We start from the raw sequence: 14,307 nt of genomic DNA, 5'->3' as shown, positions 1-14,307 counted from the left end.
ATAAATGCCCTAGTATTTGCAGCAATGGGGGCGTTCCCATGATCAGGAGGACCCTGATGGGTGACCGACACCTGCCGTACTCGCTCCCCGACATCGGGGAGGAGGAGATTGCCTCGGTGACGACCGCGCTCCGGTCGGGCTGGGTGTCCAGCGGCCCGCTGGTACCCGAGTTCGAACGACGGTTCGCCGAGCAGTGCGGCACCGGAGTCGTCGCGGTGGCGGTCAATTCCGCGACCGCGGGTCTGCACCTGGCGCTGGAGGCACTCGCCATCGGCCCGGGAATGGAGGTCCTCGTTCCGACATGGACCTGGACAGCCTCCGCTGAGATCGTCGTTCACCTGGGCGCGGATCCGGTGTTCGTGGATGTCGATCCGGAAACGCTCGCGCTGGACCTGGACGCCGCCGCGGCGGCCGTGACGGCCCGCACCGCGGCGGTGATACCGGTGCACTTCGCTGGCCGTCCGATCTCCGGCGCCGCGCTCCGGTCGTTCGCGGCCAGCCACGGACTCGCCGTCGTCGAGGACGCGGCCCACGCGTTTCCGGCGGCCAGCGCGGGCGTTCCGGTGGGTGGTGGCGACAGCTCCGCCACCGTCTTCAGCTTCTACGCCACCAAGCCGATCACGACGGGCGAGGGCGGAATGGTGGTTACCCGGGACGCGTCCCTCGCCGCGCGGGTGCGGACCATGCGCCTGCACGGCCTGGACCGGGACGCGTATGCTCGGTATCGCAGTGAGCGCCCGGCCTGGCAGTTGGACGTGGTGGCGGCCGGGTTCAAGTACAACCTCACCGATCCGGCGGCCGCCCTCGGCCTGGTCCAACTCCGTCGCGCGGAACAGATGCGGGCTCGCCGGGAATGGATCGCCGAGCGTTATCGGGAGGCATTCGCGGACCTGCCGCTCGATCTGCCCGCTCCGGTGCCCGGGGGAGACCAGCACGCCTGGCACATCTTCGAGGTGCGGATCCGGCCGGATGCCCCGATCGACCGCGACCGGTTCGTCGACGAGTTGTCACGGATGGGCGTGTCCACCGGGCTGCACTTCATCCCCCTGCACACCTTCACGTATTGGCGCACGCGCTATGCCCTGACCGATGAGATGTTTCCGGTGGCCAGCCGCGAGTTTTCCCGCGTGGTCAGCCTGCCGCTCTTCTCCGCCATGAGCGACGCGCAGGTGGACCTCGTCGCCGGTGTCGTTCGGAAGGCCCTGCAGTGATCAAGCGGATCTTCGACGGCACCGTCGCGGCATTGGCGCTTCTCCTGTTGGCGCCCGTGTTCCTGGCGGTGGCCGTGGCAATCAAGCTCGATGACGGCGGGCGGGTGTTCTTTCGGCACGAGCGGGTGGGTCGGCACGGCCGGATATTCCGAATGCGTAAGTTCCGCACCATGCGGGACGCTCCCGGCCTCTCGGTCACCATTGACTCGGATACCCGCATCACCCGGGTGGGGCGGTTCCTGCGGCTCGTCAAACTCGACGAACTGCCACAGTTCCTCGATGTTCTGTGCGGCAGGATGAGCCTGGTCGGACCGCGGCCAGAGGTGCCGGAATACGTCGCCTGCTGGCCGGTCGAGGCGCGGGAGGTGATCCTGGCGGCGCGGCCAGGGCTCACCGATCCGGCGATCCTCGCCTTCCGGCACGAATCAGCCTGGCTGGCCCGGGTCGCCCAGCCTGAGGAGTACTACCGACGTGTTCTCCTGCCCCGCAAGGTCAACCTGTACGTGCGGTATGTGAGGACCCGGAGTTTCCTCGGTGACCTGCGTCTCCTCGCAGCGACGGCGCGCGCGATATTCACTCGCCCAGAAGGAGAGGCCGGCTTCGGGCTGGGGGATGCCGCCGGCGTACGGGAGCCGGCGCTGCGGGATTCGTCGGTCTAGGCCAGCTGCCGCTGGCTAGGGGATCCGCCTCCTGGCCAGCGGCGTGAGCCGTGACTCTCGGTGCCGCGGGTCGTTGAGCCTGTGGTCGCCTTCGTCCCCATCAACCAGGAGCGTCAGTGGATTCCTCCTTTGTCGGACAGCGGGTTCTTATCACGGGCGGTACCGGCTCCTTCGGTCGTACGATGCTGCGCCGGCTTCTCGACAAAGATGTCGCCGAGGTGCGCGTCCTGAGCCGGGACGAGGCCAAACAGGACGAGATGCGTCGCGCGGTCAATGACGACCGGGTCCGGTACTACGTGGGTGACGTCCGGGACTTCGACACCGTTCTGCGGGCCACTCGGGATGTGTCGCTCGTGTTCCACGCCGCAGCGCTCAAGCAGGTGCCCTCCTGCGAGTTCTTCCCCCTTGAGGCGGTCCGCACCAACATTCTGGGAAGCTCGAACGTCGTCGATGCCGCAGATCGAAACGGCGTCCGGGCGGTCGTCGCCCTGAGCACGGACAAAGCGGTCTATCCCGTCAACGCGATGGGCATGAGCAAGGCCCTGATGGAGAAGGTCGTGCAGGCCCATGCCCGTAACAATCCCCGTAGCCCCACGACCGTGTCATGTGTGCGGTACGGGAACGTCATGTACTCTCGCGGCTCCGTCATCCCGCTCTTCGTGGAGCAACTCAAGGCGGGCCGCAACCCCACTGTGACCGACCCGCGGATGACCCGGTTCCTGATGTCCTTGACCGACTCGGTGGAACTGGTCGAACACGCGTTCGCGCACGCTCGTTCCGGTGACGTCTTCATCCGCAAGGCGAGCGCCTGCACCATCAGCGACCTGGCGATGGCGTTGTGTGAACTCTTCGATAGGCCGTCCAAGATCGACCTCATCGGGGTGCGGCATGGCGAGAAGCTTGACGAGACGCTGGCCAGCCGCGAGGAACTCTCGCACGCCGAGGACTTCGGTGACTTCTTCCGGGTGCCCCTCGATGCCCGGGACCTCAACTATGCGCTCTACGTGTCCGAGGGTGAACGGACTGGTGGCGTGTTGTCGGACTTCAATTCCGCCAACGCTCCCAGGCTTGCCGTCGCCGAGATCGTGGCCTTACTCCGCGCGTTGCCGGAGATCCGCGCCGAGCTCGGTGCTGAGGACCTGAGGGTGACGTTGTGAGTTACGTGATCACCGGTGGTGAGGGTTTCCTCGGCTGGCACGTCCGGGTCCTCATGCGCGCCCTGGGGTGGCCCGCTCCGGTCCTGCTCGGACGTCAGGCGTTGACTGATCCGAAGACAGTCAGCGAAGCGATGGCCGGAGCGGACGTCGTGCTGCACCTCGCCGGGGCCAACCGCGGCACGGCGGCGGACGTTGTTGCGGGCAACGTGAACCCGGCTGCCCACCTGGCGGCCGGGCTCCGCCGGTGCGGCACCCCGCCCAAACGGATCGTGTTTGCCAACTCGGTCCAGTCGGGCAACGGCACACCGTACGGAGACGCGAAAGCAACGGCGGCCGATACGCTGGCAGCGGCGGCCGACGTGGGGTACGTGCTCGATGACGTCCGGTTGCCGAACCTGTACGGCGAACACGGTCGGCCCTTCTACAACTCGGTTGTCGCCACGTTTTGCCGGGTCCTCGCGAACGGCGACAGCCCGGAGGTCCACGAAGACCGCGCACTGGAACTGGTGCACGTCGGTGACGCGGCGGCGCGGCTCATCGAGGCACCGATGACCGGATCCTGGGACAGCACGATGCCCGTTCTCCGGGTGGGTGTACGAGCGTTGGCCGACCGGCTCGACGAGTACGCGGCCGACTACCGGAGCGGGACCATTCCGCCACTAACCTCCCGGCACAGTGTTCGGCTTTTCAACACGTACCGGTCGCACTGCTTCCCGGACCACTACCCGATGCCGTTGACCCCGCACTCCGATGCCCGGGGCGAGCTGGTCGAGCTGGTCAGAACGCGCGCCGGGTCCGGGCAGACCTACTGTTCCACCACCCGTGCGGGCGCTACCCGGGGTGAGCATTTCCATCTCGCCAAGGTCGAACGGTTCTGTGTGCTGCGTGGCGAGGGCCGGATCAGCCTCCGGCGCGTCGAGGACGACCAGGTCCTCAGATTCCCCGTGTCGGGGGATCGGCCAGTCGTCGTCGACATGCCGACCGGTTGGGTCCACCACATCACCAACACGGGAACGGCCGATCTGGTGACCTTGTTTTGGGCGAACGAGCTGTACGACCCGAGCCGACCCGACACTTATCCGGAGCCGGTTGATCAGCGGGTTGTCGAATCTGTCCATCCCGCACCGTGAGGCCGGAGGTCCGGGGGAGTGGGACCGACTCACCACTGACCGTCCGCGAGTCGAGTGGAGTACTGATAAGCATGACCCGGGTGATGACTGTGGTGGGCACCAGGCCCGAGATCATCCGACTGTCCCGGGTGATGAGCCGGCTGGACCGTACGGTGGACCACGTGCTCGTGCACACCGGCCAGAATTGGGACCGGAACCTGTCGGATGTGTTCTTCACCGAACTCGGCCTGCGGGATCCCGATCGGTTCCTCCGGGTCGACACCCGGTCGCTCGGCGCGGTGCTGGGTGGCGTGCTCGTCGGGGTGGAGCAGGCGATCACCGAGCTGCGACCGGACGCGGTGCTGGTGCTGGGGGACACCAACAGCTGCATCGCCGCCCTGATGGCCCGGCGAATGCGGGTGCCCGTGTACCACATGGAGGCCGGCAACCGGTGCTTCGACCTCAACGTGCCGGAGGAGACGAACCGTCGACTCGTCGACCACGTTTCCGACTTCAACCTCGTCTACACCGAGCACGCCCGGCGGAACCTGCTCGCCGAGGGCCTGCACCCCCGCCGGATCCTGCACACCGGGTCGCCCATGCGGGAGGTGCTGACGCATTACCGGCCCGCCATCGAGCGGTCCACGGTCCTGACTCAACTGGGACTGAGCCCCGGCCGATACGTCCTGGTCAGCGCCCACCGCGAGGAGAACGTCGAGGATCCGGCCCGACTGCGTCGGCTACTGGAGTGCCTCACCGCCGTGCGTTCCACGTGGGACCTGCCGATCCTCGTCTCGACCCATCCGCGTACCCGGAAACGCCTCGAGGCGATCGAGGCCACCCTGTTCGACGGCATGACGTTCCACGAGCCGTTCGGCCTGATCGACTATGTGCGGCTGCAGACCCAGGCATTCTGCACCCTGTCCGACAGCGGCACCATCAGCGAGGAGTCGGCGATCCTGGGATTTCCGGCGGTCACCCTGCGGGAGTCCATCGAACGGCCGGAGGCGTTGGACGCCGGCGGGATCATCATGTCCGGCCTGGACCCCGGCGGTGTGGTCGAGGCGGTGCGGATCGCCGTGGACCAGGCGGCGGTTGAGGGGGTGCCCTGTCCCGACGACTACCTCGTTCCGGACACGTCCCGACGCGTTGTCGACTTCATCCTGTCCACCGTCCGTCGGCACCACGAGTGGGCGGGTATACGCCGATGAGTATCGGTTGGGGGTAGGGTCCGTGACGACGGTTCTGCTCTTCGGTGCGTCGGGGTTCCTCGGCCGGTACGTCCGGGCGTCGCTCGCACCGCACGCCGACCTGGTTTGTCCCAGCCGTTCCGCGTGTGACCTGGTGGCCTCGGATGTCACCGCGCTGGCCTCGGCCATCCGCGCGGCGCGGCCGGACGCGATCGTCAACTGCGCCGGACGCGTCTCCGGCAGCGGCTCCGACCTGATCCAGGCACACACCGTCGTGACAGCCAAGCTGATCGACGCCGTGGTGGCCGCTGCCCCAGGAGCCAGGTTCCTCCGGATCGGTTCGGCTGCCGAGTACGGCCGGGTGCCGCACGGTGCGGTGGTCCGCGAGGACCATACCGCTGTCCCGATCAGCGAATACGGGGTGAGCCAACTCGCCGCGACACACTTGGCGGACATCGCCGGACGGTCCGGGCGGGTCGACACGATCGTCCTGCGGGTCTTCAACCCGGTGGGTGCGGGTCTGCCGGCTACGAGCCTCCTTGGCCACACCGCCCACTCGCTACGCCGGGCGATGGCACGGGGTTCGGACTACGTTGAGATCGGCCTGCTCGACTCACATCGGGACTTCGTCGACGTGCGGGACGTCGCGTCGGCGGTTCGGGCGGCGGTGTTCGCACCGTCCGACATCTCCTCCCGGGTGTTCAACGTAGCCAGCGGCCGCACGGTGACCCTGAGGGAGGCGGTGGAAACGCTCGTCACGGTCAGCGGCTTCCCCGGCGAGGTGCGCACAGGTACGCCCTCGGCGCACGCCGCCCGTTCTGCGGGCGTCGGCTGGATGCGCGGGGACATCACCACCATCGCGCGCGAGTTGGCGTGGCGTCCGACGTATGAGCTGATCGACTCCCTGAAGTTCCTCTGGGCCGACACCGAGCCGGTCCCCGGCGATTCGGGGACCAGCCTGCCGGGCGGCCGTGGGTAAACCCCAAATGGGCCACTTCCGGGGTTTCGCGCCGGGGCCTTCGACGGCAAGCTGAAGGCCCCGCGGCGCCGTCATCGCGATAGGAACGCGAGGGTCAGCGCCGGTCGAGTCCCTTGTCCAGGCCGGCCCGCCGCAGCGCGTCGGCCATCGCCCCGCCGCCGGAGCCCGAGCCGCCGGAGCCCCGGCCCTGCCGCTGTCCGCCCCGGCCGGATCCGCCGGCCCGGGTACCGGAATCACCCGACCGGGATCCGCCGGATCCGGATCTGTCGGCGCGGGACCCGCCGGATCCGGAGTCACCGGACCCGGACCCGCCGCCGCGCCGGTCCCGCCCGCCGGCGGACCGGTCCCGCCCGCCGGCGGACCCGGCACCGTCCCGGCCGGCACCCGAGCCACCGCCAGCTTCGTCGTCCAGCCGCAGGGTGAGGGAGATCCGCTTGCGCGGCACGTCCACGTCCATCACCTTGACGCGTACGACGTCACCGGGCTTGACCACGTCCCGCGGGTCCTTGACGAAGGTGTTCGACATGGCCGACACGTGCACCAGCCCGTCCTGGTGCACGCCGACGTCGACGAACGCGCCGAACGCGGCGACGTTTGTGACCACGCCCTCCAGCAGCATGCCGGGGGAGAGGTCGGTCAGCTTCTCCACGCCCTCGGCGAAGGTGGCGGTCTGGAACGCCGGTCGCGGATCCCGGCCCGGCTTCTCCAGCTCGGCGAGGATGTCGGTGACGGTGGGCAGGCCGAACCGCTCATCGACGAAGTCGGTGGCCCGCAGGCCGCGCAGGATCGCGCTCCTTCCGATCAGCGATCGCAGGTCGCCGCCGGTCTTCGCGAGGATGCGGCGGACCACCGGGTATGACTCGGGGTGCACGCCGGAGGAGTCGAGCGGGTCCTCGCCGTCGCGGATGCGCAGGAAGCCGGCGCACTGTTCGAACGCCTTGGGGCCCAGCCGGGGCACCTGCTTGAGCGCGGACCGGGACCGGAACGGGCCGTTGGCGTCCCGGTGCAGGACGATGTTCTCGGCGAGCCCGGAGCCGATGCCGGAGACCCGGGCGAGCAGCGGCGCGGAGGCGGTGTTGACGTCCACCCCGACGCCGTTGACGCAGTCTTCCACCACCGCGTCCAGCGATCGGGAAAGCTTGATCTCGGACAGGTCGTGCTGGTACTGCCCGACCCCGATGGAACGCGGGTCGATCTTGACCAGTTCGGCGAGCGGGTCCTGGAGCCGGCGGGCGATGGACACCGCCCCGCGCAGTGAGACGTCCAGGTCGGGCAGTTCCTGGGAGGCATACGCGGAGGCGGAGTAGACCGACGCGCCGGCCTCGGAGACCATCACCTTGGTCAGGTTCAGCTCGGGATGCCGGCGGATCAGCTCGGCGGCCAGCTTGTCGGTTTCCCGGGAGGCGGTGCCGTTGCCGATCGCCACCAGGTCGACCCGGTGCGCCGCGGCCAGCCGGGCGAGGGTGTCGATGGAGGCGTCCCACTGCCGGCGCGGTTCGTGCGGATAGATGGTGTCGGTGGCGCACACCTTGCCGGTGGCGTCGACGACCGCCACCTTGACCCCGGTGCGCAGGCCGGGGTCGAGCCCCATGGTGGCCCGACTGCCGGCCGGCGCGGCCAGCAGCAGGTCGCGCAGGTTGGCGGCGAACACCCGGACGGCCTCCTCCTCGGCCGCCTGCCACAGCCGCGTCCGCAGGTCGGCGCCGAGGTGGATGAGGATGCGGGTACGCCAGGCCCAGCGCACGGTGTCCAGCAGCCACCGGTCGGCGGGTCGGCCCCGGTCGGCCACGTCGAACCGGGCGGCGATCTGGACCTCGTACTCGCTGGGTCCGGTCTGTGTCGCGTCCACCGCGCCGTCGTCCGGCTCCATGGTCAGGTCGAGCACGCCCTCCTTCTCGCCGCGGAACATGGCCAGGATGCGGTGCGACGGCAGTTTCGGGTACGGCTCGGCGAAGTCGAAGTAGTCAGCGAACTTGGCGCCCGTCTGAACCTGTCCGTCGCGTACCCGGGAGGCCAGCCGGCCCCGCGCCCACATCCGTTCCCGCAGCGACCCGATGAGGTCGGCGTCCTCGGCGAAGCGTTCGACGAGGATGGCGCGGGCGCCGTCGAGGGCCGCGATGGCGTCCGCGACGCCGCGCTCGGCGTCGACGAACGCCGCCGCCGCGGACCGCGGCTCCACCGTCGGGTCGGCGAGCAGGCCGTCGGCGAGCGGTTCCAGGCCCGCCTCCCGCGCGATCTGCGCTCGGGTCCGGCGTTTCGGCTTGTACGGCAGGTAGATGTCCTCAAGCCGGGCCTTGGAGTCGGCGGCGAGGATCTGCGCGGCGAGCGTGTCGTCGAGCTTGCCCTGCGAGCGGATGGACTCCAGCACGGCGGCGCGGCGTTCCTCCAACTCCCGCAGGTAGCGCAGCCGCTCCTCCAGGGTGCGTAGCTGCGTGTCGTCCAGCCCGCCGGTGACCTCTTTCCGGTAGCGGGCGATGAACGGCACGGTCGACCCGCCGTCGAGCAGGTCGACGGCCGCCTGCACCTGCCGCTCCCGTACGCCGAGTTCGTCGGCGATCCGCTGGTGTACTGCCTGGGTCACGATCCGATCCGCCCCTCGCCGGTTGTCCGCCGAGCATTCTGCCGGTCCGGGGTGACGCCGCCGGCACCGCCCCGCCGGCGCCGCCTGCTGGGGCGGGACTGCCCGATGGCTACGCCGACGGCAACGAGCCGATCAGCGGCGGACGGTGAGGGCGAGTGCCGCGGTCGCCGCCTGCACCCCGGTGACCAGGGTGTGCAGTTCCTCGGGCAGGCTCGCGGTGATCTGGCTGAGCTGTTCCTTGCACTCCTGCCGGGACATGGTGACCACCAGGAGGTGTTCCAGGCCGACGGCGAGCAGCAACGCGGCCAGGGTGGCCATCTGGGGGTGGATGACGCCGGGACGTTCGAGCTGGTAGGCCAGCTTGACCTGGGGTTGCGCGCAGACCATCGGCTCGACGCCGGGGAACCGGACGCCGTTGCGACGGCCGAGCATGCCGCGGCTCTCCTCACGCCGGACGACGCCGGCGTTCACCAGGCGCCGGCCGACCGCCTCCCGGGCGTTGTCGCGCAGGTGCTCGACCCACGCCCGGACGACGTAGCTGCCCATCCGTCGCTGCAGCTCGCCCAGGGCCGCGTCGCTGACGGTCTCGCCCCAGGGACGCTGGTCGACGACCGAAACCTTGCCCCCCAGACAGCTGATCCGGCGGTTGATCAGTAGCTCACCGAGGACCGCGCCAGCGAGGCCGGTGGCCAGCAGTTCCTCGTTCACCCGCGTCTTGCCGGTGTACTCGTCATGTCCAATCAGGAACAGTTCGTCAGCAAGGCGGAATTCGGTCATGGCCTTCCTTGGGTGACACCGGCGGAGGGGGGCCGCGCACGGAGCCGTACAGTGATCGACACGGCACGGTCCGCCGAGAACCTACGGCATGCCACCGGCCCTTTCAAGCACCGGCCTCCCGCCGTCACCGGTGTTTTACGCCCTCGTCATATGCTTCCTGCGCCGAACGGATGAAATGTTTGTCCTATCGGCCTGCACCTTGAGACATTACCGACTGCACCCGTACGATCCGTTGTCGTCATTCCAGCCCGACCCCCTCACGTGCGGAGACTTCGTTGTCTACCAACCACCCCCCCTCCCACAGTGGACTGGCGCGCCGCCGGCTCGGCGTCGTCCACCTCGTCTTCTTCACGGTCGCCGCGTCGGCTCCACTCACCGTGCTCGGCGGTGGCGTAACCACCACCTTCCTGGTCACCAGCAACACGGGTGTCCCGGTGTCCTTCCTCGTACTGGCCGCCATCCTGGCCACCTTCGCCGTCGGGTACGCGGCCATGAGCCGGTACGTCTCCAACGCCGGTGCGTTCTACTCGTATCTGGCGAACGGGCTCGGCCGGGCCGCGGGCGTCGCCGGATCGTTCATCGCGCTGGTCGCCTACAACACGATCAACATCGGCCTGTACGGCCTGTTCGGCGCGGTCTTCGGTGACTTCATGAACACGAAGTTCGGCGTCGACGCACCGTGGTACATCTGGGGTCTGGGCGCGCTGGCCCTGGTCGGCCTGCTCGGCGTGCTGCGCGTCGACCTGAACGCCACCATTCTCGCCGTCCTGCTGATCGCCGAGATCATCGCCGTCTGCATCTTCGACTTCTTCGCCTTCAGCAACCCGGCCGGCGGCGCCGTCGCCTTCGACGGGCTCAACCTGGGCAACCTGTTCTCCACCGGGGTCGGCGCGGTGTTCGCCCTGGGCATCGCGGCCTTCGCCGGCTTCGAGTCGGCGGCCATCTACAGTGAGGAGGTCCGCGACCCGCGGCGCACCGTCGCCCGGGCCACCTTCGTCGCGATCGCCTTCACCGGTCTGTTCTACGCCTTCTCCGCATGGGCGCTGAGCGTGCTCTACGGCCCGGCCAACGTGCAGGGTGTGGTGGCCGAGCAGGGTCCGGGAGCGATCTTCGGGGCGCTCGCCCAGTTCGGCAGCGCGACGCTCGCCGACGTGGCCACCGTGCTGTTCATCACCAGCATCTTCGCCGCGCAGCTGTCCTTCCACAACGGCGTGGCGCGCTACCTGTTCGCCCTGGGCCGGGAGCGGGTGCTGCCCGACTTCCTCGGCCGCACCAGCGTCCGCTCGGCCGCGCCGGTCGCCGGATCGCTGACCCAGACCACCCTCGCGCTGGTCGTGGTGATCCTGTTCGTGGTCGCCAACCGGGACCCGGTCGCCGACCTGTTCACCTGGATGAGCGGCACCTCGGCCGTCGGCCTCGTGCTGCTGATGACGCTCACCTCCGCCTCGGTGGTCGGCTTCTTCCGCCGCCGCCCGGCCGAGGAGAGCGCCTTCCAGACGCTTGTCGCCCCGGTGATCGCCACCATCCTGCTCGGCGCCCTGCTGGCCATCCTGGTGTTCAACTTCAACGCCCTGCTGGCCCCGGAGAACCCGAGCTACCTGCGCTGGGTGCTGCCCGGCCTGGTCGGCCTGGCCGCCGTGGTCGGCCTGATCTGGGGCGCCATGCTGCGCACCACCCGCCCCGAGGTGTACGAGGGCATCGGCCGCTCGGCGACGCAGGTCGACACGCGGGAAGACGAGTACGTCCCGGTCGGCGCCTGACCGCGCCGGTTGTCGGCGGCGGGTGGCGGAGCGCGGCTCCGCCACCCGCCGGCCTGCGTTAGCGTAGTGATCATGCAAGGACCTGCGGAATCCCGGGCCCGCCGGCTGTTCGGCGGCAGCACCGGCGCGCCCGGCGACCTGGCCACCAATCCGTACCGGATCGACCGGGACCGGATCGCCAGCTCGCCGTTCTTCGCCCGACTCGCCGGCGTCACCCAGGTGGTCAGCCCCGGCGGCTCCGGCCTGCTGGTGCACAACCGGCTCACGCACAGCCTCAAGGTGGCCCAGGTGGGCCGGGCGATTGCCGAACGGCTGGCTGCGGATCCTCGGTACGCCGATCTCCTGGCCCGCCTCGGCGGCTGCGACCCGGACGTGGTGGAGGCCGCGGCACTGGCCCACGACCTCGGCCACCCGCCGTTCGGGCACCTCGGCGAGCGCGTGCTCGACCGGGTGGCCCGCCACCGGATCGGCCTGCCCGACGGCTTCGAGGGCAACGCCCAGTCGTACCGGATCGTCACCAGCACCGAGATCCGCAAGGCCGCGACCATCGGGCTGGACCTGACCGCGGCGGTGCGGGCCGCGATGCTGAAGTACCCGTGGACCCGGCGCGGATTCCCCGAGCCGCATCCCCGGCTGCTCGATCCGCCGCCGCGCGGGGCGGGCGCGCCGGCCGACGATCCGGAGAGCGGCTCGACGAAGTTCGGCGCGTACGACACCGAGACGGCCGACCTGCGGCAGGCCCGGGAACCGTTCGCCGGGCGGATCGCCGAATGGCAGCAGACCGTCGAGGCGTCGGTGATGGACATCGCCGACGACATCGCGTACGCCATCCACGACGTGGAGGACTTTCACCGGGTGGGGGTGCTCCAGCAGGGCACGGTGGCGGCGGAGCTTACCGGTTGGCAGCGGGAGCGGGGCGCCTTCCGCGGGCTGACGGACGCCGCGCTCGCGGTGCCGAGGCGGCGGCCCGGCGCGTCGATCGAGCGGCTGCGCCGCCAGGTGCACCGCAAGGACGGCTGGATCGGCGACGGCGACGCGTTCGCCGAGGCCGTCGAGCACGTCCGCGCCGACCTGGTGGATGGTCTGCTGGCGGCGCCGTTCGACGGTTCGATCGAGGCAGAGCAGTACGTGGCCGGGTTCTCGTCCCGGTGGACCCGGCGGCTGGTCGACGCGATCACGGTGACCGCCGACCCGCCGCACCGTTCGGGCCACGTGCTGCTGGGCCCCACCCAGTGGCACGAGGTGCAGGTGCTCAAGCTGGTGCACCACCGGTTCGTGTTGGACCGGCCCGACCTGGCCCTGCACCAGCGCGGCCAGGGTCGGCTGCTGGCCGCCCTGGTGGAGGCACTGTCGGAGTGGCTGGCCGACCCGGACGAGTCGACCCGGCTGCCGCAGCGGCTGCACGACCTGGTGGAGCTGGCCGAGGCGGAACTGCATCCGCGTACCCCCGACCGGATCGGCAAGGCTCGCGGCCGGGCGACGATCGACTTCGTCGCCGCGCTCACCGACGGTCAGGCGGTGGCGTTGCTGGACGCCATGTCCGGCCGCTCCGGCGCTCTGTGGACCGACGCCTTCGTCCTCTGAACTCGTCCGGCCGATGCCTTCGTCCGCTGCTCTCGTCGGACCGATGCCCTTGTCCGCTGGTCTCGTCGTGGGTCGACGTCTCCGCGCGGTGGTCTCGTCGTGGGTCGACGTCTTCGCCCGCTGGACGGGTCAGGCGACCGTCTGCCACCAGCCGTCGACCGCCGGCGGGTCGTCGGCGTCCACCCACTCGCCGGGCCGGGGCACGGCCAGCCGCACGTCGCGCGCCTTCGCCTCCCGCCAGAGCCGGTTCACCGGCTCGTCCCAGGGGTGCAGGGCAAGGTTGAAGGTGCCCCAGTGTACCGGGATCAGCAGGTCACCGCGCAGGTCGAGGTGGGCAGCGACGGCCTCCTCGGGGAACATGTGGATGTCCGGCCAGGCTGCGTCGTACGCCCCGATCTGCATCAGCGTCGCGTCGAACGGGCCGTGCGTCGCGCCGATCTCGGCGTACCCGTCGAAGTAGCCGGAGTCACCGGTGTAGAACACCCGCCGGTGGCGGCCGGCGATGACCCAGGACGCCCACAGGGTCCGGTCGCGGCGCAGGCCACGGCCGGAGAAGTGCCGGGCCGCGGTGGGGGTGAGTTCCAGGCCGGCGACCGGCATCGTCTCGTCCCAGTCCAGCTCGATGATCCGGTCCGCTGGCACGTCCCAGCGTTCCAGGTGCGCTCCGACGCCCAGTGGCACCAGGAACGGCGCCGACTGGCCACGGGTCAGGCCGCGGACGGTCGCCATGTCGAGGTGGTCGTAGTGGTCGTGGGAGATCAGGATCGCGTCGACGGGCGGCAGCTCGTCCAGCGGGACGGGCGGCGGATGCAGGCGGCGCGGGCCCACCAGCCGGGACGGCGAACACCTGTCGCTCCACACCGGGTCGACGAGCACCCGCCGACCCTCGATCTCGATCAGGGCCGAGGCGTGGCCGTACCAGAGGATGCCTAGCCCCTCCGGGCGCGGGCCGGTGGCTGGCCGGCGGACCGGGACCGCCGTGCCGGGCCGGCGCCGCCGCCGGTCACCGAAGAGCAGCTCCCGCAGCAGGCTGCGGTCGTCGGCTCCGACCACCGTGCGGGTCCCCACCGGATTGCGGAAGGCGCCACCCCGGAACTGCGGGGACCGGGCGACCCGGCCGGCGCGGGTGCCGGTGGCCCGGCCGCCGAACGCCGCCGGCACGTCCCGCACGGCCCATGCCGCGACGCCGAGCGCCGCCACCGCCACCAACCCGCGCCGCCAACGCCGCCTCGCCCGCACATCGCTCACCGACCAACCGTAGCCCCCCGCCGCCCCCTGTCCCCCGCCCCCGCCCCCCCCC

The 14,307-nt window shown here is 70.3% G+C and carries 11 protein-coding genes; 8 read left to right on the top strand and 3 right to left on the bottom strand.

Going from position 1 to position 14,307, the window contains the following annotated elements:
• The first annotated feature begins 56 nt into the window (after positions 1 to 56).
• The 6 genes from ACFQUZ_RS30005 (at position 57) to ACFQUZ_RS29980 (ending at position 6,305) form a co-directional block, all read left to right on the top strand.
• On the top strand, positions 57 to 1,211 hold the full coding sequence (locus ACFQUZ_RS30005; protein WP_377448247.1) for a DegT/DnrJ/EryC1/StrS family aminotransferase: 1,155 nt from the start codon (positions 57 to 59) through the stop codon (positions 1,209 to 1,211).
• Entirely contained in the window at positions 1,208 to 1,870 is a 663-nt protein-coding gene (locus ACFQUZ_RS30000) for a sugar transferase (protein ID WP_377448245.1), read from the top strand. The genes ACFQUZ_RS30005 and ACFQUZ_RS30000 overlap by 4 nt, the downstream gene beginning before the upstream one ends.
• A gap of 116 nt (positions 1,871 to 1,986) precedes the next feature.
• A complete protein-coding gene (locus tag ACFQUZ_RS29995; RefSeq protein WP_377448243.1) occupies positions 1,987 to 3,027 on the top strand; it encodes a polysaccharide biosynthesis protein in 1,041 nt (346 codons plus the stop codon).
• Complete coding sequence (locus ACFQUZ_RS29990) at positions 3,024 to 4,157, top strand: NAD-dependent epimerase/dehydratase family protein (RefSeq protein WP_377448241.1); 1,134 nt, start codon at positions 3,024 to 3,026, stop codon at positions 4,155 to 4,157. The genes ACFQUZ_RS29995 and ACFQUZ_RS29990 overlap by 4 nt, the downstream gene beginning before the upstream one ends.
• Before the next feature lie 71 nt (positions 4,158 to 4,228).
• Positions 4,229 to 5,347: a non-hydrolyzing UDP-N-acetylglucosamine 2-epimerase gene (gene wecB, locus ACFQUZ_RS29985; protein ID WP_377448239.1), complete on the top strand. Its 1,119-nt coding sequence runs from the start codon at positions 4,229 to 4,231 to the stop codon at positions 5,345 to 5,347.
• A 22-nt stretch (positions 5,348 to 5,369) separates the two neighbouring features.
• Positions 5,370 to 6,305, top strand: a complete 936-nt coding sequence (locus ACFQUZ_RS29980; protein WP_377448237.1) for an NAD-dependent epimerase/dehydratase family protein — start codon at positions 5,370 to 5,372, stop codon at positions 6,303 to 6,305.
• 94 nt (positions 6,306 to 6,399) lie between these two features.
• On the opposite strand, the gene ACFQUZ_RS29975 is transcribed toward ACFQUZ_RS29980, so the two are convergent.
• Both ACFQUZ_RS29975 and ACFQUZ_RS29970 read right to left on the bottom strand, forming a co-directional pair.
• Positions 6,400 to 8,886 (bottom strand): Tex family protein, encoded by a 2,487-nt coding sequence (locus ACFQUZ_RS29975; protein WP_377448235.1) that lies wholly within the window; start codon positions 8,884 to 8,886, stop codon positions 6,400 to 6,402.
• 132 nt (positions 8,887 to 9,018) lie between these two features.
• Positions 9,019 to 9,663, bottom strand: a complete 645-nt coding sequence (locus ACFQUZ_RS29970) for a GPP34 family phosphoprotein (protein WP_377448233.1) — start codon at positions 9,661 to 9,663, stop codon at positions 9,019 to 9,021.
• Between the two features lie 275 nt (positions 9,664 to 9,938).
• Between ACFQUZ_RS29970 and ACFQUZ_RS29965 the strand changes: the two genes are divergently transcribed.
• A complete protein-coding gene (locus ACFQUZ_RS29965; RefSeq protein WP_377448231.1) occupies positions 9,939 to 11,423 on the top strand; it encodes an APC family permease in 1,485 nt (494 codons plus the stop codon).
• A gap of 72 nt (positions 11,424 to 11,495) precedes the next feature.
• Positions 11,496 to 13,007: a deoxyguanosinetriphosphate triphosphohydrolase family protein gene (locus ACFQUZ_RS29960; protein ID WP_377448229.1), complete on the top strand. Its 1,512-nt coding sequence runs from the start codon at positions 11,496 to 11,498 to the stop codon at positions 13,005 to 13,007.
• Between the two features lie 129 nt (positions 13,008 to 13,136).
• Here the strand turns inward: ACFQUZ_RS29960 and ACFQUZ_RS29955 are convergent, their stop codons facing one another.
• Complete coding sequence (locus ACFQUZ_RS29955; RefSeq protein WP_377448296.1) at positions 13,137 to 14,207, bottom strand: MBL fold metallo-hydrolase; 1,071 nt, start codon at positions 14,205 to 14,207, stop codon at positions 13,137 to 13,139.
• Positions 14,208 to 14,307: the final 100 nt, after the last annotated feature.

It is taken from the genome of Plantactinospora sp. GCM10030261, assembly GCF_042666615.1.
In the GTDB taxonomy this organism is placed as follows: domain Bacteria; phylum Actinomycetota; class Actinomycetes; order Mycobacteriales; family Micromonosporaceae; genus KBS50.
The sequence above is the reverse complement of the archived record's forward strand: the minus strand, read 5'-3'. Positions and strand labels throughout refer to the sequence as shown.

What these genes read in the sequence shown, in the direction of transcription:
- ACFQUZ_RS30005 (WP_377448247.1), top strand. Translation starts at nt 57, where the DNA reads ATGGGTGACCGACACCTGCCGTACTCGCTCCCCGACATCGGGGAGGAG.
- wecB (WP_377448239.1), top strand. Translation starts at nt 4,229, where the DNA reads ATGACCCGGGTGATGACTGTGGTGGGCACCAGGCCCGAGATCATCCGA.
- ACFQUZ_RS29960 (WP_377448229.1), top strand. Translation starts at nt 11,496, where the DNA reads ATGCAAGGACCTGCGGAATCCCGGGCCCGCCGGCTGTTCGGCGGCAGC.
- ACFQUZ_RS29970 (WP_377448233.1), bottom strand. Translation starts at nt 9,663, where the DNA reads ATGACCGAATTCCGCCTTGCTGACGAACTGTTCCTGATTGGACATGAC.